The organism is Gimesia chilikensis (assembly GCF_007744075.1).
GTDB lineage: Bacteria > Planctomycetota > Planctomycetia > Planctomycetales > Planctomycetaceae > Gimesia > Gimesia chilikensis_A.
Genome location: NZ_CP036266.1, coordinates 4,953,991 through 4,973,626, shown reverse-complemented (window position 1 = coordinate 4,973,626; position 19,636 = coordinate 4,953,991). Strand labels below are relative to the sequence as shown.

The following is a 19,636-nucleotide window of genomic DNA, read 5'->3' as shown; positions in this document are numbered from 1 at the left end:
TCTCCTTATGGTTTTGAATTCTTTTGGGCAAGTTCGTCGATGAGATCCATCAGCACTTTCTGCTGCTTCCGGTTCAGATCCGTGTGTTGTGCCAGTTGTGTGAGCAGCGGCGTCAGCGAACCTTCGCACAACGTCTCCGCCACCTCCTGCAGGCGTCGCCCCACCAGTTCATCGCGCGCGATACAGGCTTCATACACAAAAGCGATGCCCGCCGGTTCCCGTTTGACGAAACCCTTTGTTTCCAGGCGTTCGAGCAGTTTTTTGACGGTGGAGTAATACGCGTCAACCCGTTCGGGTTCGAGTTGTTCGGTAATGGCGCGAATCGTCGCCGGCCCCTGTTGCCAGAGGACCTGCAGTACACTCAGTTCCGCTTCCGTCACATCACGGGGCGTCTTGACCATGGTCAATGCTTCCTTTTTTCAGACCTGGGACGTTATGTCGCAGGCAAGGGTAGGACATTGTGTCCCAGGTGTCAAGACGACGTTGAAAAAAACATGCCTTCAGGAACGCTCGCCGCTAGACAGCGGAGTGGGAGTGAGGAGAGACCGTGTTAATTACTTTCGGTCGGCCGTTTGAAAATGATGTCGCCCAGGTCTCGCACCTCACCAGGCTGGAGCGGTTTTCCCCTGAGGAAATCGCCCAGTTCAATGTAGATGGGATTCTTACGGATTTCCTGAGCTGCGACGCGGTACTTCGCCCCGGGAATCATCCCCCGGATCTGAAACCGTCCATTTTCGTCGGTCAGATAGCTGACGGTACCGCCCGATTTCTGCTCCGGATCGGGAGGCAGTAAGGCAACACTGGGGTCTTTGCTGATGGCGTGATAAACGTTAGAGAGCTTCACCCCGGCTTTGGGATTGCCAGCTTCGTCGACCAGTCGCCCCGTGATTTCGGCCCAGGGGTCCAGCGTGATTTTCAAATCGGTCGGATTCTGCTCATTGATTAACAGGAATCCAGCCTGCTGACTTTCCGCATCGATGACCTGGACACGCCTCGGGCGATCGGGCCGATAACCCCTGATTTCCAGCTGTCCCTGCTCGAAGCCGTTCCAGCTTGGGAATTCTTCCATCAGGCCCACATAATTTCCACTCTGAGAGGCTGCGCCATCTTGTTTGACGACGTTGATCCGCAAAGTCTGTCCCGGGTCAAACGCCAGATCGACCTGAACTGATTCCGCGTCTCTTGCCGGATTAACTTCCGCCAGGACGTGGTAGTTTGTGGCAATGATCCAGAATGGTGTTGTGTTTATGGCCTTGATTTGTTTGTCTTGATCAATCAGCTTCTCCGCCCCTTTTCCGCGCTGATAGAGCATGTGATCGTCTGCCATGACTCCGATGACCCCGGGCCCCGGCAGCACGGGCATCCGATAGGTCCCATCCTTCTGCAGACGATAGTGCGATGTGAGCAGGGCGTAAGACTTCTGGATCGATTTTGCGAAAGGATTCCCCTTCAGGGGGGCATATACCAGTCGCCCGCCGCGCACCGGTTCGCCAGAGACCTGATCATACGTACGACCGTTTGCCCAGACTCCCCGGACCAGTTCCACGTCCTGTTGGGGGGCCGGGCTGCCGGCTTTCAGTTCGGTACTGAATTTGTAGAGCAGATAGGGCTGATCCCGGGCTGACAGGCAGATGACCTCGTTTTTGCCAATCGGTAAGCCTTCCAGCCGGTAGCGTCCCTGGTCGTCGGTGACCGCCTGGACCAGGCCTTCGCTCCAGCCAGACACGCGGTGGCCTGCCAGGTGATAGCTTTGCAGTTTGACACCGGGCAGCGGTTGGTGCGTCTTCGCATCTCGAATCACTCCGGTGACAGGGAGAGACGGTCCTGCGACATGTGTGAATTCAGACGGATGATAGACGATGGTTTCGGAAGACGGGCTGCGGGCCTGCAGGGGCAGTTCGATGATATTTCCTGTACGGGTTCGAGCCTCTACATAACTCGTGGCGATTCCCGGTCCGGAGATCAGTAGTCTGACGAGCCGCTCACGTCCCAGACCTTTGATGGTGAACCGCCCGTTCTGATCGGTGACCACGGCAGGGATGTATTCCAGAGTCGCACCGCCTACATGATTGCCGATAGCTTTAGTCAGCAGCAATCCGATCTCATAGTAGTCGGCTCCCGGCTTCTGTGCTGCTGCCTCCCACGCGTCGAGCGAACCGGTTTCAGTCGCTCTCAACTGCGTCACCTGCAGACGGGCGCCTGCGACAGGCTGCCCTTCAATATCGACCACGGTGCCTGTCAAAGGCACGTCATCGGCGACCAGTTGGAATGTGGGCTTCGCATTTTGAATTCGTTTCCGAGACTGTTCCAGAAATTCAAGCGGAATATGAGAATTTGCAATCTTTTTCAACAGTGATTTGCGCATTTCTCCAGATAAATCAAACTGCATGACACTTCCCACAGCCGGGCCATAACCGTCGGCCAGGGCGACCAGCATACTGTCATTGTGCAGGGCAGCGTAACGCGGATCGGAGGCGGGAATCGTAATTTCGAAATTCCCCCGTGCATCGGTGGTGACCAGCCTGGTTCGCTGGCGTTGATCCCAGCCGGTACTGGCATAACCAATTGATGCATGCGGAACTGGTTGACCTGTTGGGCTGACGACGTTCCCTCGCAGGTGTAATCCCGTGTTCTCGCTCTCCTGCTTTTGTTCGGATGAATTCGGTTTCACCGCTGTTCCCTGGTTCTCGTCTGACTGTGCCGGTGCGTCCTGTTGCGGTGCTGATTCCTCTGCCGGGGTCGTCACCAGCAGAGCGGCACTCGTGGTTGCAGAGACCCCCAGCAGCAGAATCAGGGCACCCCATTTCACCGGCAGGCGAAGCGTCAGCACACGGGATGTATCCAGGATCCGCAGCACGCGACGGCTCAACGCGGAGCGCTGCGATACCATGGCCAGCCCCACTTCGGTTGTCAGTGCAGGGGCCGGCAGCCGTTCCGCAAAATCGACGAGCGTGTTCGCGTAATGCTTCCGCCCGGAGCCGTAGTGGATTACATAGTCGTCACAGATATCATCCGCCAGCTGTTCCATTCGTCGCGAAAGCCACCACACCAGCGGTTGAAAAAACAGAACCGCAGTCGCCAGACGGGCCAGCATAAAATACAGGCAGTCCCGTCGTGCCAGGTGCGCCAGTTCGTGTAGAAAAATATCCCGCTGCACACTGTCCGACAGGTCGTTCTGTGCGGGCAGCAGAATCAGCGGTTTCCGGATCCCCGTCAGACAGGGAGCATGCACGACGGGAGAAATGAGTACCTCGGGGGGATGTTGCCCCAGCCGTTCCGCGGTCTCCCGACAGAGGTTTTGCAGTGGCGCTTCCGCCGGTTGACTGTTCCTGACCACCCGGGTTATTCCCCGATACGCCCGCAGCAGCTTCGTCAGCATAAATATAACGCCTGACAACCATGTCAGCGTCACACTCCAGCCGATCAGGCTTTGTAGACTGAATCCCGTTGGCTGGTTATCGAGCACTACTGTAGACAGCGTCGCGTTATCTGCAGCGATGGGGGAGACATTGCTCGCTTCAGGGATATTCATGGTCACTACGGGATCTTGTGGCCGGGGCATTGCTTCTAAGGGAGCGTGTGCCGCAGGCAGACCTTCGCTGTTCCCTGCTTCAGTCGGTAAAGGGTTTGAGGTCTCAGGAGCGGGAATACTGTCTGTGACAGCGACTGCATTCATGTCCCAGGCAGGGAGCAGAGCATAGCTGTTCGCACCCAGATGGTGGGCAGCCAGCGATACCAGCGGGCAGACGAGGATTGCCAGCAGGGTAACACGCAGGATCACAGACTGGACGACCGGCTTCTGTCGACCACAGAACCGCATGGCCAGACAACCGGTCATTATCAGCAGAGTAGACTGCAGGAGCACCAACACAGCAAAATAAGCGACCGTTGTCTCAATCATGTCTCGTCCTCCTGCCTGTAGTGAATGCTCCGTGATTACTCGTCGTTGATCAGCTTACGCAGCTGTTGCAACTCCGATTTGGGGATTTTTTCGTTCTCCAGCAGATAGGCAACCAGTCCTGCTGCGGAACCATCAAATATGTCATCGATCAGTTCGCGCGTGGCTTGCCGCGTGACTTTGTCCTCTTTGATCAGCGGGTAAAACACAAACGTGCGCTCTTCGACGTCGTGGGCCACAGCCTGTTTGGCTTCCAGCTGACGCAGCAGTGTCTGGACCGTACTGTGGGCAATGTTTGAATGCTGGTTGAGTGCGTCTGTGATCTCACGCGCATTGACACGGCCGCGATCCCAGAGTACCTGCATGATCTGCAGCTGGACCCGACCCAGTTGGCTGGCGTTCATCCGTCTCTCCTTGTCTGGATGGTCGTTTACTAATGTCAATTTACTAGAGTAAAACAAGGTTGTCAATTTGAATTTTCAAGGAACTGATGATTTGACCCATGTCTCCTGCTTTCAGTTGCCAGCAGTGATATTGATTTTAAACTGCTGGGCGGGACCACAGTGCTGCAGTTCCGAACAGACAACATTAGACAGGATCGGGGCATGCCTGTTATAGTGGGACCATTGCAAATTCCGCCAGTTTGCCGTTGGTCTTCATGCAGCGCTCTTTCAGGAAGGAAGTCATCTCCTATGAATTCACGATTTTTGCGCCACTCTCTAATCGCAGTCATCTGTGGTCTTGTTTTCAGTTCCGTTTCCACGCTCAAAGCAGCAAATCTGAATGCGACGCAACCACCGAACATCGTCGTCTTTCTCGTGGACGATATGGGAGTCATGGATACTTCGGTGCCCTTTCTGACCGACGCCGAGGGGAACCCCAAACGGTACCCACTCAACGATTATTACATCACGCCCAACATGGAAGGCCTGGCAAAGCAGGGGATTCGTTTCAATAACTTTTATGCGATGAGTGTCTGCTCGCCGACCCGGATTTCCATTCTGACCGGCCAGAACGCAGCCCGGCATCATGCGACGAACTGGATTAATCCCCGTAAGAATAATGCCGGTCCTCAGGGACCGCCGGACTGGAACTGGGAAGGCCTTAAGAAAGAAGACGTCACGCTGCCGCGTTTACTACAGAAATCAGGCTACAAGACGATTCATGTCGGTAAAGGCCATTTTGGTGCAGACAACTTCCCCGGAGCGGAACCGCTGAATCTGGGATTCAACGTCAATATCGCTGGCGCTTCGTTCGGGGCACCAGGCAGTTATTACGGTGAGAAGAAATACGGTCTGGGGACCCGCCGGGCACATCACGCCGTTCCCGGTCTGGATAAATATCATGGCACTGATACCTTCCTGACCGAAGCACTCACACTGGAAGCGAACGCGGCACTGGCAGAAACGGTCAAGCAGAAGCAACCGTTCTTCCTCTATATGGCGCACTATGCTGTGCATGCTCCTTTTGATTCCGATCCCCGCTTCGCCGACCATTATAAGGATTCAGGTAAACCGAAGAACGCTCAGGCGTTTGCCACTTTGATTGAAGGCATGGACAAATCCCTGGGTGATATCATGCAGCAGCTCAATGAACTGGGAGTCGCAGAAAATACACTCATCTTTTTCCTGGGAGACAACGGTTCCGACGCACCCCTGGGGCATCAACACGAAGTTGCCTGTGCAGCGCCTCTGCGGGGCAAGAAGGGAGCTCATTACGAAGGAGGCATGCGGGTGCCTTTCATCGCAGCCTGGGCCAAACCGAATCCGGAAAATGTCAATCAGAAGCAGCTCCCCATTCCCGCAAATATGATTCAGGATCAGGTGGCTGCCGTCTATGATCTGTTTCCCACGATTCTGGATCTGACACACACACTCCCGCCCAAAGATTATGTCATGGACGGAATGCCCCTTAATCAACTGCTGTTGGGCGAGCAGGACCATTCACGTCCGGAAACGTTCCTGATGAACTATCCCCATGCACCGCATCGCAGCGATTACTTTACGGTTTACCGGGACGGCGACTGGAAAGTGATCTACCACTATTTCCCCTCCAAACAATCGGAGGGTTCTCACTACCAGCTGTATAACCTGGCAAAGGACCCGTTCGAACAGCACAACCTCGCAGAATCGAATCCACAGAAGCTCAAGCAGATGATGCAGTCCCTGATCGACAGTCTGCAATCTCATCAGGCACAGTATCCGGTCGAAGCTGCCGGCAGCAGCAAGCCGGTCAAACCGAAACTGCCTTCAACCTGAAAAAGCACAGACTGAAAATCTACGACTTCAATCTGTAACTGGTACCAGCATGTTCGCATCGCGGGCAATCACCCATTTGCCATTCTCTTTGTGCAGAATGGACAGTGTGTGGCCGACCCGCTTGACGGGATGTCCGCTTGGGGGAGTCACTTTGACGGCCATCTCAGTCCACATGTAGGCCCAGTCACCCAGGACTTTGATCTCCTGAATTTCGCTGACACCTTCAATCTCCGGAACCGGCTGTTCGGGGTGGGGCTGCGCCGCTTCTTTGTAGGGCGCTTTCCCTACCATGGGAGGCTCTCCCGGAACGAGGAATACGACATCCTCCGCCATCAGTTCCAGTACCTTCTCGGTGTCGCCTGCTTTTGTTGCTTCCAGCCAGGTGCTGACCAGATCACGAATTTCCTGTTCATCACTTTGCATCACTTCACCATCCTTTCACATGTCAATCCTGTTGTTCATTCCTTATTGTTCATGGAAACTCAAAATAGCCGGATTTAAATTGCTGCATCCACCATTGCAGGGGAGTCAACTCATCGTCCAGATCTTCTGAGTCATTAATAATCTGTCTGATTTTATGCAGGTCGAGCGGTTTCCCGGTTTCCAGGTTATATTCATCTTCCATGGCCAGTGCTTCGGGGACCCAGCGGATCTCTTCCAGCCATGGGAGTTGCCAGGCATCCATTTTTTTACGATCGCGAAACTGGGAGGCCCAGCCAAAGGCCAGTAGCAGCCAGAAGAAAAACGAAAACATCGCAATTATCACTGCGAAGAAATAGGCAAACACCAGAAATGCCCCCAGGAGTGAGAACAGCCCCCATAATTCCCAGCGGCGTTTGCGACGCTGCCGTTCCCGGTCTTCGAAATACTGCTCTCGGCATTCGTTGCAGAGCAGCAAAGGAAACCAGACTTCTTTCCAAAATTCCTCCGCAGCAGAAGCGACGAGGGCAATGTCACCGGTGATTGTCGGGCGAATCCCCCCATCGTTCTTCATATAGCGTTCGATGAGGATATTCAGTTTGACGGGAATCAGAATGTCGGCTTCTCTGTTTTCACAATGATGGCAGAGACCGTCAAACGGAGGCTCTTCTTTTCGGAGCGTCATCAGAATCTTCTGCAGCGGTCGCAAGAGTGGGTAATTGTCGCCCGCAGACTGCTGCAAGGTAATTGTATCAGGAACTCTGACTGTCTGCTGGCAGGCCTCACAACGCTTATCAGTGCCAGCTTCATGCAGCGCTACGCGAGCCCGCTTGCCGCAGTCGCATTCAACATAATACTTCTCAGCCATCGAAACGGGCTCCCGCCTGCAGTCGGTCAGTCATTGATAGTCTAACGTCTATTATAGCGGGTTCTCAGCAAAGAGAAGAGCAGTCGTCAGGGGACGCGACGTTCTGTTCTGATAAAAAGACAGATCAATAATATTCAGAGAGGACTCGTGGTTTTAAAGAGCGAATCCTGTTCTGTCAGCAGTCGCTACCTGTCACCTGCCTCTGGTTTCCCTTTCGTGACGGACAGCAGGAACTTACGAAGTTCTGTGGACGGAACCGCGAACCCGGCTGCTTCGATATCCCCTTTTAAGATCACCAGGCCGATCACCTGGCCTCGGTCATCAAACACCGGACCACCACTGTTGCCGGGATTCACTGCGGCAGAAATCTGAATCAGCGGCTGATCGCGGAGCATCCGCTTCGGATTGCTGATGACGCCCGTGGTCAGTGTCTGCGAGAGGATGGTCTCTCCCAGTCCCGGATTCCCAATCACAGTCAGCTGTTCGCCCGAATCATAGGACTTACGGGAGCTCAAAATGACTGTCGGCAGATCAACTTTTTCCTTCAACTTAAGTAGCGCCAGGTCCTGATCTTCATCCCACAGAAGGATTGTCGCTTCTACTGATTTAACAGGGCCTTTTCCAGCCTGATACTCGACAATCAGCTTCTCATCCTCGGGGGCGGCATGGGCACAGGTCAGGATATAGCCTTCACTTCCCACAACAAAGCCGGTGCCCGAGCCGGTTTCAGACTTGATTAGCACCACAGTCGGATTAAATCGCTCAGCGATCTGCCGCGGCGTCTGTTTATTCGGTTTAGGATCCAGCTTCAGTGCCTGCAGTTCTGACTGCTTGACCGTGGGGACTGGTCGCGGTTTTTCCTGCGCGAGATTGATCTTACGTCCGACCTGTTTCTGTTCGGCAGGTGTCAGCTTGAGAGGCACTGGTCGCAGATAATTACCTTGGAGTGGATTGTGACAGAGGAAGATCAGAGACTTCCCGTCAGGAGAGAAAGTCAGGTCTGCGACCTTCACATCGCCTAATCCCTGATTCAGCAGCAAGAGTTTGTCCTCGATAACTTCACCAGTTTCACGGTTGAAAAACACTGCCGAATTCCCGCCGGGGACCGCGACCAGATCCAGTGTCGGATGGAAGGCGATTTGCGTACAGACCCCGCGCCCCTTAGTTTCGTAAGCCACCGGATTTTGTTTGAGCTGCTTCGCATTCCAGCCGGCCAGGTTTCGCGATAACGAGGGAAAACCACCGTTCGAAAGATACGTAATTCGCTTCCCGTCGGCGGAAAGACGGATTCCGTTCCCGTTACCGCCGGCATTGTCGATGTACTGATAGATCGACGGAACCCCGCGGCGGAGTTTGAAGCTGATCAGAAAGTCCAGGTTGCCATACTGGGGCACTTCCAGCAGTCTCCAGCCGGGGTTGATGTGAAACTTGGTCCCGTTGCGGTAAATGTCGCGATAGCCGGTATAGAGCATCTTGCCGGATGCGTCGACACAGACCCATGTTCCCAGCAGTTCATCAGGAGCGACTACTCGGGAAGTACTCTCGTTAACCACCAGAACCCGATAGCGGGGAACCTCGATGCCTGTTTTGATCGCGACATAACTGATGTTATATTTCGGGTGTACCGCCAGGTCCGTGATTTCGAGCACCCGTACTCCCGCCCGATCCAGGGGGATACTCTTTTTGATGCGGCCTCCCCGCTGATCGATCACATCCAGCTGAAATCGGCCCTGGTCCAATGCCAGAAATGTATCATCGCGTTCGGCAATAAATTCATAGCGTTCTGGCAGGTCAAAGGTTTTCACATCTTTGATACCATCGCCGGTCATTCGATGGACTTTCTTTCCCTGCAGAACGAGAAACGACTGATAGTCCGGTGCGGGAATCAGCTTGGCCGGTTCCGGATCGAGATCAAACCGTGGGAAGTCTTTCAGTTTATCGAGCCCGCCCAGCATCTCGATCAGGTCACGGGAGACAACTTCGACTTCCACCCGCGCAAAGGTGACCTTATCTCCCTGTGTGACCTTGAATTTGAGTTCGTGCTTGCCCACCTGCCTGGAACCGGGTTTCCAGGTAACCTCGTTCTGGGGATTCAGCTTGACGCCGGTTGGCGCGTTTAACAGTTCATATTTGGTCTCAGGTTGTTCCGGGAGCGTGTGCGTGAAAGACTCGCCCTCGGCGAGAAACGCCGGGAACTTCAGGGGATTCGGGACTGCCTGCTTGGTGGGAGCGTCAGACTTACCGGAACCCGGATTGCCGGCACTCGGAGCTTCGGTAACCAGTCGTGGTGCCAGAGCATCATCGGGAATGTCAAAGGCCGGAGTTGTGGCCACCAGCAACTGATTTTTACCCATGTCCAGGGCAAACAGGTGTGTCAGTTCATTTTCGGTAAAAGCAATCGGATGATCCAGCAGATAGCCGCTAATCCGGTTGTGGCGATGATAAACGTGGCTGAACTCCTGCAGGGGAAATTCGGCTTTTCGATCTTCCACTTCTTCAATGACAGCAGACACCGGATAGACCTTCACCTCGTGGGGAGTCAATGCATACAGTAACTTACGGTTCCGGTCCGCGATGACCAGGTTGTCCAGTTTGCTTCTGACACTGACGAGAGGAACGCCTCCGAAGATCACATTATTTCCAATCCAGAATGAACCAGGATAGACCTGGTAGACGTAGGGGGTTTGAGATTTCGCGCCTCCCTTGTAAATCGGCTGAGCAGGACGGTCGGAAACGAAGTCCTCCCAGGCAAAGGCAGAGATCCCTCCGGACGGGCTGAGATTAAACGAACCCTGCGTAATGACATACTTGCCGTCGAAGCTGCAGGTTGCCAGCGCCGCCTTCATCAGGTGGCGGTCTTTGTCGGTTTTGAGATCGAGATGATAAACATGACAGTCACTGTAAGAAGCCTTGGGACCTTCTCCATGGCAGGTAACCAGGATTTCATTCTGGAAGTGTCGACCCTGGGGCGCACTCAGGTAAACGATGTGCGGCTTTTCGACATCCAGTTGATTGGTCTGCGCCCATTGGTCTTTGCTGGAGAAGACGCTAACCGTTCCCTTTCCGTCATTAGCCACCATCAGTAACGGCCCCCGACTGAGGACCGAACGCGGTGAAGGAGTACTCAGGATCTTGATGGGGAGCAATGTCTGCGCATCCCAGATTGAAACCTGATTGGCTCCCTGGTGAGAGCAGATCAGGAATTTGTTATCCTCAGAGACCGTAAACGAAGTCACCGGCTCTGGTGTCGCCAGGCGACCAAATCTGATCACCGGTCTGTCAAAGTTCTGAGTCGCAGGTTGCGGCTCAACAGGGGCAGGGTTCTGTGGAGCTTCTGCGAGTTCGGTTTTACCGGGCTGGGGTGTCAGTTCCCGCACGACTCGAAAACCACGATCACAGCGGGTTTCATTGGCCCAGTCGCCGAGACGGCGGGCGACGCGGCAGTCCATGGGCAGGTAATCAAACGCACCACCACGCAGCACTCTTTTTTTGCCTGTGGCAGGAATCTGATCCGGGGAAAGCTGGTAGCTGTTATCCAGGTAGACGTCGCTGCACCATTCACTGACATTGCCTTGCATGTCATATAGACCGAACGGATTGGCTTTGAATGAACCGACGGGGGTAGTAAACGGAATTCCGTCATCCCATTTCCCGCAACGGCTTTTATGAAAAGACTTATCACTCAACAGTCTGGCCAGGGACTGGTCGGAAGCGTTTTCATTCCCCACCATCGACTCCTGTTTGTCGCCCCAGGCATAAGCGGCTTTCGTGCCGGCCCGGCCACAATATTCCCATTCCGCTTCGGTTGGCAGACGGAAGCGGTATTGTCCATCCTGTTCGGTCAGCCAGTCGCAAAACGCGACGGCATCGTTCCAGGAAATATTGACCACAGGGGAATTACTCTTCTGTGGAAATCCGGGATCTTTCCAGAAGAAACGCGGATTCCAGTTCACGATTCCTTTCTGCTCTTTGACATAACCTCCGCCTCCCTTTTCGCTCTTTTCGGCGTCGGTCTTGTATTTCGTTTTCGCTACAAAGTTGGAGAACTGCTGGTGGGTTACTTCGTACTTACCGATGTAAAAACCCTGTTTGATTTCGACTTCATGTTGTGGACGTTCCATGGGCCAGGACCCCGGCTCTGATTCCAGACTCCCCATCAGAAACTTGCCCGGCTGGATATAAACCAGATCGCCTGCCCGGGGATCGCGGATCGTCGCGGCGACTGGTTTCTCTTTTGTGTCAGACGGCTTTGGATCTGCAGGCATCGGTTCAGCCTGCACAACGGGAGCAGGCCTGGGTTCGCCTGAGATTTCCTGCACGACCCGAAAGCCGATGTTCTGTCCTTTCCAGTCAGGCAGATTCCCGCGCCGAAGTGCCGCCCGGGCGTGGATCCCTTTGCCTTTGGTCCACGAACCACCTCTTAAGACCCGGGTTTTCGCGGCAGGAGTCCGTTTCGAGACCAGGGGATCTACGGTCACCTTTCCCGCCCGTTGTTTGTAGAGCTGGAGTACAAACCAGTCTGCGCACCATTCGAACACATTCCCGTGCATGTCATGCAGACCGAAGGCATTGGGAGCATAGGATCCAACTTCTGTCGTACGACCCAGCGCCGGTCCTTTCGAGTTGGTTCCGTACGGGACATCTCCATGCGTGTTAGCGGCCTGTCCGTTATCGATAATGCCATAATGAAACGCGCTGGTCGTACCGGCCCGACAGGCGTATTCCCACTCTGCTTCGGTCGGCAGACGATAGGTCTTGCCTTCGCGGTCAGACAGCTTTCGGCAGAATCTCTGTGCATCCTCCCAGTTCGTGAATTCCACCGGGAAACGCTCTGTCTTTTTGCCGGCGACTTTGTCTTTCCCTTTTCCGTTAGCACTGAACCAACTCGGGTTCTCACCCATGATGGTCTGATACTCGGCCTGAGTGACTTCATAAGTACCCAGGTAAAACGGTCTGGTTAATGTGACTCGATGCGGCGTTTCAAAATCCTGACGCTCTGCTTCCGTGGTGGGAGAGCCCATCGTGAATTCACCGGGGGGAATCAGAGTCAACTGCATGCCGATACTGTTGGTGATCTGAGGCTCTCGATTCAGCGAGGCTGCCCAGTCAGCTTGTCCCTGCTTCGCCATCGATTCATTGAAGGGGGCATTCAGCGGCGAAGCCTGACGGCGTTCAGTGCTGGCAGCAGTCGTCGACGCGGGAGCGGATGCTGGTGGCTCCACTTTCTCAGGCTCCAGCCGTTTGACTGGCATGTTTTCAGGGGGCCTGGATGTTGTTGGTTCTGCTGGAGCAACAGGCGTCGACTGTTCTGTTTGTGGTATCAGGGGATCTGTTTCCGCCTGTGTCGTCTCGGACGCTTCCGTAGAGTTCTCTGCAACTGGCGAACTGGGAGGCTGAGGATCGGAACAGCCAACACTGCCCGCGAAAAGAAGCAGTATGACGAGCAGCCCGAATCTATACCGGGGTACGTTGGAGCCAAGACGATAGCCTGCAGGGAACGCCATCTGAAACACCTCCTGATTCTTCGAGTCGCAGAGAAGAGAGGTCGCATTTGAATGTGAACCAGCGCAACAGAATTTTGCACCGGATAAGAGTCGATTGACTTCGCTCCATCGTAGATCAGGCGTGGTCAGAAATCCAGTAGGAATTCAGCGGGGAGGGAATTGTTTGTGAATTCGAGATTCAGGCGGAAACAGTCCACACATGCGTACAATCAGGCTCGTCTTCCACCGGTCGAAAGCCGAGTGCCTGGTAGAAGGTACTCGCTGCAGAAGAATTTGTGCGTAACCGCAATTGCTGAAACACACCGGGACAACGTTGTTGAATCGCTTCCACCAGCAGGCGACCGACACCTCGACGTCGTACCCCGGAAGCAACATACAATCGTCGTACACGTCCGATATCTTTGAGGGAGCAGTACGGATCCCGATTCAGACCGCAGACACCGACGATGCGATCTTCCCCTACCGCGATCAGCACACATTCACCTTCCCGATCAAAACGATTGATACCTTCCCGCCATTCCTGCTGCAGTCGATCCAGCATGCGATACCCCTGTCTGCGGGCTTCTTCTGCCAGCAGATCCAGTTGATCGGGGGCGCCCAGTGGTTGCAGCTCGAATTTCATAGGGCTGTTTTATCCCTGATTGCATTCAAAGCCTGAAAATTCTAAAAGAGATTCTCACTGCGTCAGTTCCTGAAACAGCGAACCCGACTGCAGTGGTTGAAATTTCAGTGGCGGTAATGTAATCGTTTCGGGAATCTCTTTCAGTGTATCTGCGGGTTGTGCTGCATTCATAAAATCTGTCAGATAACGTAAAAACTGAGGATCGACGACCGCCGCATGCTGACACGCGATGTGAGTCCCTCCCTGAACGGTGATCAATTTACCGCGGGGAAATGCAGGTAGTAGTTGAGTAGCATTCTCATAGGGAGTCATCAGATCGAGTGTGCCATGAATCATCAGAACCGGCGTCTGAGACGTTTTCAATTCGCGAAACGCATCACTAACCTCAGGAGGGGGCGTACTCTTACGCGTGGCAGTATAGAGCCAGTTGACATCGCCCAGCCAGCGCCGGGCCGGCCCCTGTTCCAGTTCTTTCAGGCGTTGATCCGAGATTCCCAGGCTGTGGTCGACCAGCGCCAGCAGCAGGTCGGGATGGCTCAGTTCTGGACGGTCATCGATAATTTTCGCCGCCAGATACTGGTAGTCTTCCCGGTACAGTTCCAGCACCAGGTGTGGCCACAGTTCCCGCATCCGTCGCGAATAAAGGGGGGCGTCCAAGATCGGGCGGGTCAGGTAAAACCGCACATCATCCATGCCGATTACAATCTCGGTAGAGCCACCTCGACGCGGATGTTGGCCGGTGACGCGCACCGGCTGTTTTTCCAGTCGAGTCAACACTGCTTTGAGCGCGCCGAGCAGGCCTTCCGGGGGGAGTTCGATGGTGCCCGACTCTTTCACTTCCGCTTCGATACGCTCGAAGACCTTCCAGATTTCTGTGGGACTGTCATAAGTGTGACTCAGTGGCTCCACGCCTGAGAGCACCATGCGGTCCACGCGCTCCGGATAGCGTTGCAGATAACCCAGCGCCCACTGTGACCCGAAACTGCTGCCACGCAGACAGATCGTGGAGTAACCATGCACGCGACGAATCTGTTCCACATCATCGATCAGATGCAGAATGTCGTAGCCCTTCAGGTCAAACTGCAGACGCGCGCATGCCTGAATCGCCAGCTGTAACCCCTCCGCCACTCGCTTGCCTTTTTCCTCATAGACCAGGGGCTTGAGTCGCGCCCCTGGTTGCACAACCCACGCCCGGGGCAGTCTCTGGACTCCCGGAGCTTTTCTGTTGCCCCTCTGGTTCACAATAATGACATCGTGATATTTATTGAATGCCAGCAACTCGGTGTATTTACTGTAATTCTTCCGGCGTAAGCCGTTACGGATGTCGCTGCTGTTAATCGCGTCACCGGGGCCTCCGGGCAGATAAAACACGGGAGCTTTCCCCGAGGGAAGGCGTGCCGGGAAGCGAAAATAATGGACGGAAATCTTCCGGCTGTCAGCTTGCTTCCGGTTTTCGGGAACCACCAGTAGAGACTCTTCCCCCACCAGTTGTTTGCCAAATTCACAAGCCTGGGTAAGACGCGTTCCGACGGCCGGTGATGTGTCCGCTCGATCTGTAACTTGAGCAGGCAGACCGGAACACAGGCCGCATGCGAGAATGGCTTGTAGAAGATAAGAACGAGCAAGATACATGTAGTTGTGATTCCTGAGCAGGCAAAGAAACAGAGTATTCCATCGTAACCTTTTGGGAGACCCGGTTCCAGAGGGAGTTTATCACTGTCGGCGTTTGTTCTTGGCGAGAACTCTGTTTGAATTGCTAACTCCAACATGTGCGCTCATGACATTGTATAGTGTAGCAGTAAGCTGTCTTTCTACTTACTGCTCTTATCAAAATACTGGAGTGTACTTTATGCCCTCGGCATCTGAATCAGATTTTGTTAAACGCTTTCTCTGCAATGCCCTCCTGGGAAGCATCCTGTTGTTTTCAGTCAGTCCTGCTGTACTTTATGCACAGGACTTCTCCATCCCTGAGACAATCTCTCCCGAAGCACAAACAGCACTCGCCGGTTTCAGGGGCGCTGCCGCCACAGCGCCCCTGCCGGCTGCCGATGATCTGGATGGTTGGAAAGCCGTGCAACAGAAAATCGAACAGAAACGGGCGGCGGCGAATGCTGAGGTTGTAAAAAAATATCAGCCGGAAATTACGCCACGCAAGCTGGGGGGAGTGCCGGTACTGGACATCAAACCGAAAGGCTGGCAGGAAAGCGGGAAAGTACTTATCTACACGCATGGCGGCGCCTACACAATGTACAGCGCCCGTTCCCGGTTAATGAGTGCCGTCCCCATGGCGGGTGAAACCGGGTTTCGCGTGATCTCCGTCGACTACACGCTGGCCCCGGTCGGGAAGTGGCAGGAAGTCACCGATCAGGTCGTGACCGTCATTCAGACGCTGATCAAGGAAGGACACTCACTCAAGGAGATCGCCATCTACGGGGAATCTGCAGGGGGCGGACTGGCTGCGGGAACGGTTCTTAAGCTGCGGGACAAAGGGCTGGGTATGCCGGCTGCGGTGGTGCTCTGGTCTCCCTGGGCGGATATCACTGAAACCGGAGACACTTACACGACTCTCCAGCAGGCGGATCCCTTGTTGTATTATCCGAAAAACCTCAAACATTGTGCCGACGCCTATGCAGATCCCGCCGATCAGAAGCATCCCTATGTCTCTCCCGTCTATGGCGATTATTCCAAAGGCTTTCCGCCGACGTTGATCCAGGCGGGAACCAAAGAAATCTTTATGAGCAACGCGATCCGTCAGTACCAGGCCATCGACACGGCCGGTATCCCCGTCAAGCTCGACCTCTACGAAGGCATGTGGCACATCTTCCAGGTCTTCAATTACGAACTGCCGGAATCAAAGCTGGCTCGCAGCAAAGTCAAATCGTTCCTGAAGCAGCATGTCGGGAAGTAGGGCACCGAAAGACGCAGGCTCTGTTACTTCAGACAACTTCAAAAAAGGCCAGGCTGACCAGAAGCAGCAGGGCGATGCAGATAATCCAGATGGGGATAAATGACATCGGTCCAAGTCCGGGGATTCTGATGTAACCGCCCGCTTCGGGATTGAGTATCGGGTCCTGAACTTCGTCGTTGGTAACACGCATGATGAGATCGATCAGCATGGTGGATGCGATCGCCACAGCCAGTATCATTATCCGACTGTCACTGAATTTCAGAGTGATAAACAGTCCCGCAAGTCCGCCAATGACGCAGAACAGGGCATTGAAGTTAAAAGGCAACATGGATTATGAGTTTCCTGGAGCAGTCTCACTGCGTCATTTGAATGAAGTATCGTTCTACCGGGCTGAACGCCAGTCGGCGAATGTATCAAGATAAGACCAGCGGAACTGCTTCTGCTTGCGGTAACGCATATCCCGGTGGGCCAGTTGTTCTTTGACGAAAGCCTCGATGTTCTCAGGGGCGAAAAATGGATCCCGCGTCTGTCGCTGGAGCGCTGTTAAGGCGTCGATCAGACGTTGCTTCGTTTCCGCATAGTCGGGATCGTCGGCCAGATTGTTCCATTCGTACGGATCCTGCTGCAGGTCATATATTTCGTAGCGAGGTGGCGTCGACCAGCGTGCAAAAGCCGCTTTCGTACGGGGTGAAATCGTTTTCTGGTCGGCGGCGGTCGCACCGGAGATGACAAAGTGGGGATGCGATTCATCCAGATAACTGTCTGCGATCAGGTTTTCGGTGCCGGGACGCGGATTGGAGATCAGCTTATAACGGGCGTCCCGCAACGAATGCTGGATATAGCAGTTCCGTGGAAAGGAACCAGTGGTAAAGCCAAAGATATACTCCCGCCAGTCTTTTGCAGGACCAGCAGTCAACAGAGGTTTCAGGTTCCGACCGGGCAGGTCCTGGGGGATCGACAGATCAGCAGCCGCCAGGGCGGTCGGTAACAGATCCACCGTGGAAGCCAGTTCGGTCCGGACCAGTCCCGACTCCGCGACACCCGGCCAGCGAACAATCAGTGGAACACGCAGGCCCCCTTCATACACGCTCCCTTTGCCCCGGGGGAACTGGGCGCCATGATCGCCGATGTAAATGACCAGCGTATTCTCAGCCGCTCCCGTCTGCTTCAATTGTTCCAGCAGCAATCCCACGCCGATGTCGAGTCGGGCCAGGCAATTGTAATAATTGGCGACCTGCTCGCGCAGCCGGGGCGTATCGACGCCCACCCAGGGCATCGGCTTCACATCATCCGCAGACAGGGGCTGGGCCGGTCTGCCATTCGCCTGTTTCAGGAACGGGAGATGTGCGTCGGGAAAGTTCACCGATAAAAACCAGGGTTGTTCCTGTGCCTGTTTAAAGAACTCTCCCGCTTTGTCTGCATAAGCTGTTACCGGCTGACGGCGGTTGAAATTCGCGCCGGTAATCGCACGATAATCAAAGGGAAAAGCGGATTCCGGATTCACGTGCAGCTTGCCAATCAACCCGGTGAAATATCCCTGCTGTTTGAGCAGCGTCACAAAATTGGGCGTCTCTTTGTGATACATGGCGAATTTGTGGGTCGCCAGGCCAATCTGTCCATTCTGGTGCGGATACTTTCCGGTCAGGAAACAGGCCCGCGACGGCGAACAGACGGAGTAGGGGACGAACGCATTCTCGAACCGCACCCCATCCGCGGCCAGTCGATCCAGGTGCGGCGTCTGTGCATACGGATCGCCATAGCAGCCCAGTTCAGGGCCATTGTCTTCTGAAACGATCAACAGAATATTCGGTGGGACTGCCCAAAGGGGCGGGCTCAGTATCAGACAGCAGATAAACGGCAGACACCAGACTAACCAGTTCATTCTTTGCTTCTGCTGTTGCATTCGCTGTGCTCCTCTTCGAATTATCCGGGGTAATAGCAGTCAGTCTGACTGCAGACACTGGTTGGCAAATCCGGTAATCAGGTTTACCACGTCCAGGCAGTCCTTCTCCTGTAGTTCACGCCGATGCAGCTTGAATAGCAGGGTGATCAACGGATTCAGTATCCTGATCTTACGTACTGTAATCGCATGCGCCTCCCGGGGCCAGTGAATTCTTGGATCCCTGCGGTAGCTCACGGAACCATCACTGTCATCGTAGACCATCAACTGGAGTTCCCAGTGATTCAAGTCCGGACTGGTGAGCCAGATGTCATGGACATGCTCCGGCACAGGCTCCCCTTCCCAGGCAATGAGCTGACCGGGGGGATCGCAAAGATATACGCGCCGCTGATCAAGAAAACGCAGGCAGTCCGCCAGTTCTGAGCGGAACACACCCACATCGGTATCGCCGTGGGAGCGAGTCTCTGTTCCCAGCAGCCAGTCCAGCGAACGCCCACCACAGAGAACCCAGCCCGTAAACTCTCCCAGCGAATTCTGAATCTCATTGAGAGGGAGCGATAACCAGCGATCTGTCGGCGGAGTCATGGCTTCTGTTCTGTGTAATAAAAAAAAGAGGAAATTGTTTTGCAAGCTTGAAGCGCCTGCGACACACATCGCTGTCCTGGTACTTACATTAAATCAGAACAGGAGTTAACTGGAAATGCTGTTGAGAAATTGAAGGAAGAATCGCAGTCTGCAGGCGGCTTGAAATTCCTTGTCTGGAGGTGAGATCGCACTAAACTGCAGACAGGGACTTGACGACACTACAAATGTAGTGTAATGTCGGCGAATGTAGAACAGGGAGATTCACATGGCGAAAAAAACAAAATCTGATCCGTCAGCTCAGGCGATGACTGATGTTGAGTGGGTCATCATGAATGTGGTCTGGGAACAGGAGCCTTGTGCAGCGGGGACCGTACAGGAAGCATTGGCAGAGACGCAGGGCTGGGCCTACAGTACGGTCAAAACTACGATGGACCGGATGGTGACCAAGGGGCTGTTGACGCGCAAAGCAATCCGCAATCTGAATCTCTTCAGCTCAGCGATCAGCCCCGATAAAGCAAAACGGGGAGAATTGAAACGCCTCTTGCGCCGCGCCTTCAATGGTGCTTTATCGCCGATGTTGCAGTTCATTGTTGAAGAAGAGGAACTCTCACCCGATGAAATTCAGCAACTGCGCGAGTTTATTAAGCAGGCAGGGAAAAAGACGAAGTAAGTA

14 protein-coding genes are annotated in these 19,636 nt (G+C 54.3%); 3 read left to right on the top strand and 11 right to left on the bottom strand.

The genetic code is table 11. The features are described 5' to 3' along the window. Positions 1-5 precede the first annotated feature (5 nt). The 3 genes from HG66A1_RS18745 to HG66A1_RS18735 form a co-directional block, all read right to left on the bottom strand. Complete coding sequence (locus HG66A1_RS18745) at positions 6-401, bottom strand: BlaI/MecI/CopY family transcriptional regulator (protein ID WP_145187348.1); 396 nt, start codon at positions 399-401, stop codon at positions 6-8. 149 nt (positions 402-550) lie between these two features. Next, a complete protein-coding gene (locus HG66A1_RS18740; RefSeq protein WP_145187346.1) occupies positions 551-3,901 on the bottom strand; it encodes a M56 family metallopeptidase in 3,351 nt (1,116 codons plus the stop codon). A 35-nt stretch (positions 3,902-3,936) separates the two neighbouring features. Further along, complete coding sequence (locus HG66A1_RS18735; protein ID WP_145187343.1) at positions 3,937-4,302, bottom strand: BlaI/MecI/CopY family transcriptional regulator; 366 nt, start codon at positions 4,300-4,302, stop codon at positions 3,937-3,939. 288 nt (positions 4,303-4,590) lie between these two features. Here HG66A1_RS18735 and HG66A1_RS18730 point away from each other — a divergent pair, with 288 nt between their 5' ends. Then, positions 4,591-6,156, top strand: coding sequence for a sulfatase (locus HG66A1_RS18730; RefSeq protein ID WP_145187340.1), 1,566 nt, complete (start codon positions 4,591-4,593; stop codon positions 6,154-6,156). A 27-nt stretch (positions 6,157-6,183) separates the two neighbouring features. Here HG66A1_RS18730 and HG66A1_RS18725 read toward each other — a convergent pair whose 3' ends face one another. The 5 genes from HG66A1_RS18725 to HG66A1_RS18705 all read right to left on the bottom strand — a co-directional run bounded on the left by HG66A1_RS18725 (position 6,184) and on the right by HG66A1_RS18705 (position 15,202). Beyond that, a complete protein-coding gene (locus tag HG66A1_RS18725) occupies positions 6,184-6,579 on the bottom strand; it encodes a YybH family protein (RefSeq protein ID WP_145187337.1) in 396 nt (131 codons plus the stop codon). A gap of 49 nt (positions 6,580-6,628) precedes the next feature. After that, positions 6,629-7,444, bottom strand: a complete 816-nt coding sequence (locus HG66A1_RS18720; protein ID WP_145187334.1) for a hypothetical protein — start codon at positions 7,442-7,444, stop codon at positions 6,629-6,631. A gap of 185 nt (positions 7,445-7,629) precedes the next feature. Further along, entirely contained in the window at positions 7,630-12,948 is a 5,319-nt protein-coding gene (locus tag HG66A1_RS18715; protein WP_145187332.1) for an SUMF1/EgtB/PvdO family nonheme iron enzyme, read from the bottom strand. Between the two features lie 178 nt (positions 12,949-13,126). Then, positions 13,127-13,570 carry a GNAT family N-acetyltransferase gene (locus tag HG66A1_RS18710; protein ID WP_145187329.1) on the bottom strand — a complete coding sequence of 148 codons (444 nt, stop codon included), beginning with the start codon at positions 13,568-13,570 and terminating at the stop codon, positions 13,127-13,129. 54 nt (positions 13,571-13,624) lie between these two features. Beyond that, entirely contained in the window at positions 13,625-15,202 is a 1,578-nt protein-coding gene (locus HG66A1_RS18705; protein WP_145187327.1) for an alpha/beta hydrolase, read from the bottom strand. Positions 15,203-15,419: 217 nt separating this feature from the next. Between HG66A1_RS18705 and HG66A1_RS18700 the strand changes: the two genes are divergently transcribed. After that, the gene (locus HG66A1_RS18700) at positions 15,420-16,478 is read left to right on the top strand and encodes an alpha/beta hydrolase (RefSeq protein ID WP_197996670.1); all 1,059 of its coding nucleotides are present in this window, start codon (positions 15,420-15,422) and stop codon (positions 16,476-16,478) included. A 28-nt stretch (positions 16,479-16,506) separates the two neighbouring features. Here the strand turns inward: HG66A1_RS18700 and HG66A1_RS18695 are convergent, their stop codons facing one another. Genes HG66A1_RS18695 through HG66A1_RS18685 form a run of 3 tightly spaced genes read right to left on the bottom strand, consistent with a single transcriptional unit; the run spans position 16,507 to position 18,963 of the window. After that, a complete protein-coding gene (locus HG66A1_RS18695) occupies positions 16,507-16,806 on the bottom strand; it encodes a hypothetical protein (protein ID WP_145187320.1) in 300 nt (99 codons plus the stop codon). A 54-nt stretch (positions 16,807-16,860) separates the two neighbouring features. Then, on the bottom strand, positions 16,861-18,360 hold the full coding sequence (locus HG66A1_RS18690) for a sulfatase (RefSeq protein ID WP_197996669.1): 1,500 nt from the start codon (positions 18,358-18,360) through the stop codon (positions 16,861-16,863). Positions 18,361-18,420: 60 nt separating this feature from the next. Next, positions 18,421-18,963: a hypothetical protein gene (locus tag HG66A1_RS18685; RefSeq protein WP_145187314.1), complete on the bottom strand. Its 543-nt coding sequence runs from the start codon at positions 18,961-18,963 to the stop codon at positions 18,421-18,423. A 265-nt stretch (positions 18,964-19,228) separates the two neighbouring features. On the opposite strand from HG66A1_RS18685, the gene HG66A1_RS18680 reads away from it, so the two are divergent. Continuing rightward, positions 19,229-19,633 carry a BlaI/MecI/CopY family transcriptional regulator gene (locus tag HG66A1_RS18680; RefSeq protein WP_145187312.1) on the top strand — a complete coding sequence of 135 codons (405 nt, stop codon included), beginning with the start codon at positions 19,229-19,231 and terminating at the stop codon, positions 19,631-19,633. The last annotated feature ends 3 nt before the right edge of the window (positions 19,634-19,636 follow it).

Excerpts from the sequence above, each read along its gene's own strand:
- HG66A1_RS18730 (WP_145187340.1), top strand. The coding sequence starts at position 4,591 with ATGAATTCACGATTTTTGCGCCACTCTCTAATCGCAGTCATCTGTGGT.
- HG66A1_RS18740 (WP_145187346.1), bottom strand. The coding sequence starts at position 3,901 with ATGATTGAGACAACGGTCGCTTATTTTGCTGTGTTGGTGCTCCTGCAG.
- HG66A1_RS18705 (WP_145187327.1), bottom strand. The coding sequence starts at position 15,202 with ATGTATCTTGCTCGTTCTTATCTTCTACAAGCCATTCTCGCATGCGGC.
- HG66A1_RS18735 (WP_145187343.1), bottom strand. The coding sequence starts at position 4,302 with ATGAACGCCAGCCAACTGGGTCGGGTCCAGCTGCAGATCATGCAGGTA.
- HG66A1_RS18745 (WP_145187348.1), bottom strand. The coding sequence starts at position 401 with ATGGTCAAGACGCCCCGTGATGTGACGGAAGCGGAACTGAGTGTACTG.
- HG66A1_RS18715 (WP_145187332.1), bottom strand. The coding sequence starts at position 12,948 with ATGGCGTTCCCTGCAGGCTATCGTCTTGGCTCCAACGTACCCCGGTAT.
- HG66A1_RS18725 (WP_145187337.1), bottom strand. The coding sequence starts at position 6,579 with ATGCAAAGTGATGAACAGGAAATTCGTGATCTGGTCAGCACCTGGCTG.
- HG66A1_RS18695 (WP_145187320.1), bottom strand. The coding sequence starts at position 16,806 with ATGTTGCCTTTTAACTTCAATGCCCTGTTCTGCGTCATTGGCGGACTT.
- HG66A1_RS18680 (WP_145187312.1), top strand. The coding sequence starts at position 19,229 with ATGGCGAAAAAAACAAAATCTGATCCGTCAGCTCAGGCGATGACTGAT.
- HG66A1_RS18700 (WP_197996670.1), top strand. The coding sequence starts at position 15,420 with ATGCCCTCGGCATCTGAATCAGATTTTGTTAAACGCTTTCTCTGCAAT.
- HG66A1_RS18685 (WP_145187314.1), bottom strand. The coding sequence starts at position 18,963 with ATGACTCCGCCGACAGATCGCTGGTTATCGCTCCCTCTCAATGAGATT.
- HG66A1_RS18690 (WP_197996669.1), bottom strand. The coding sequence starts at position 18,360 with ATGAACTGGTTAGTCTGGTGTCTGCCGTTTATCTGCTGTCTGATACTG.
- HG66A1_RS18710 (WP_145187329.1), bottom strand. The coding sequence starts at position 13,570 with ATGAAATTCGAGCTGCAACCACTGGGCGCCCCCGATCAACTGGATCTG.
- HG66A1_RS18720 (WP_145187334.1), bottom strand. The coding sequence starts at position 7,444 with ATGGCTGAGAAGTATTATGTTGAATGCGACTGCGGCAAGCGGGCTCGC.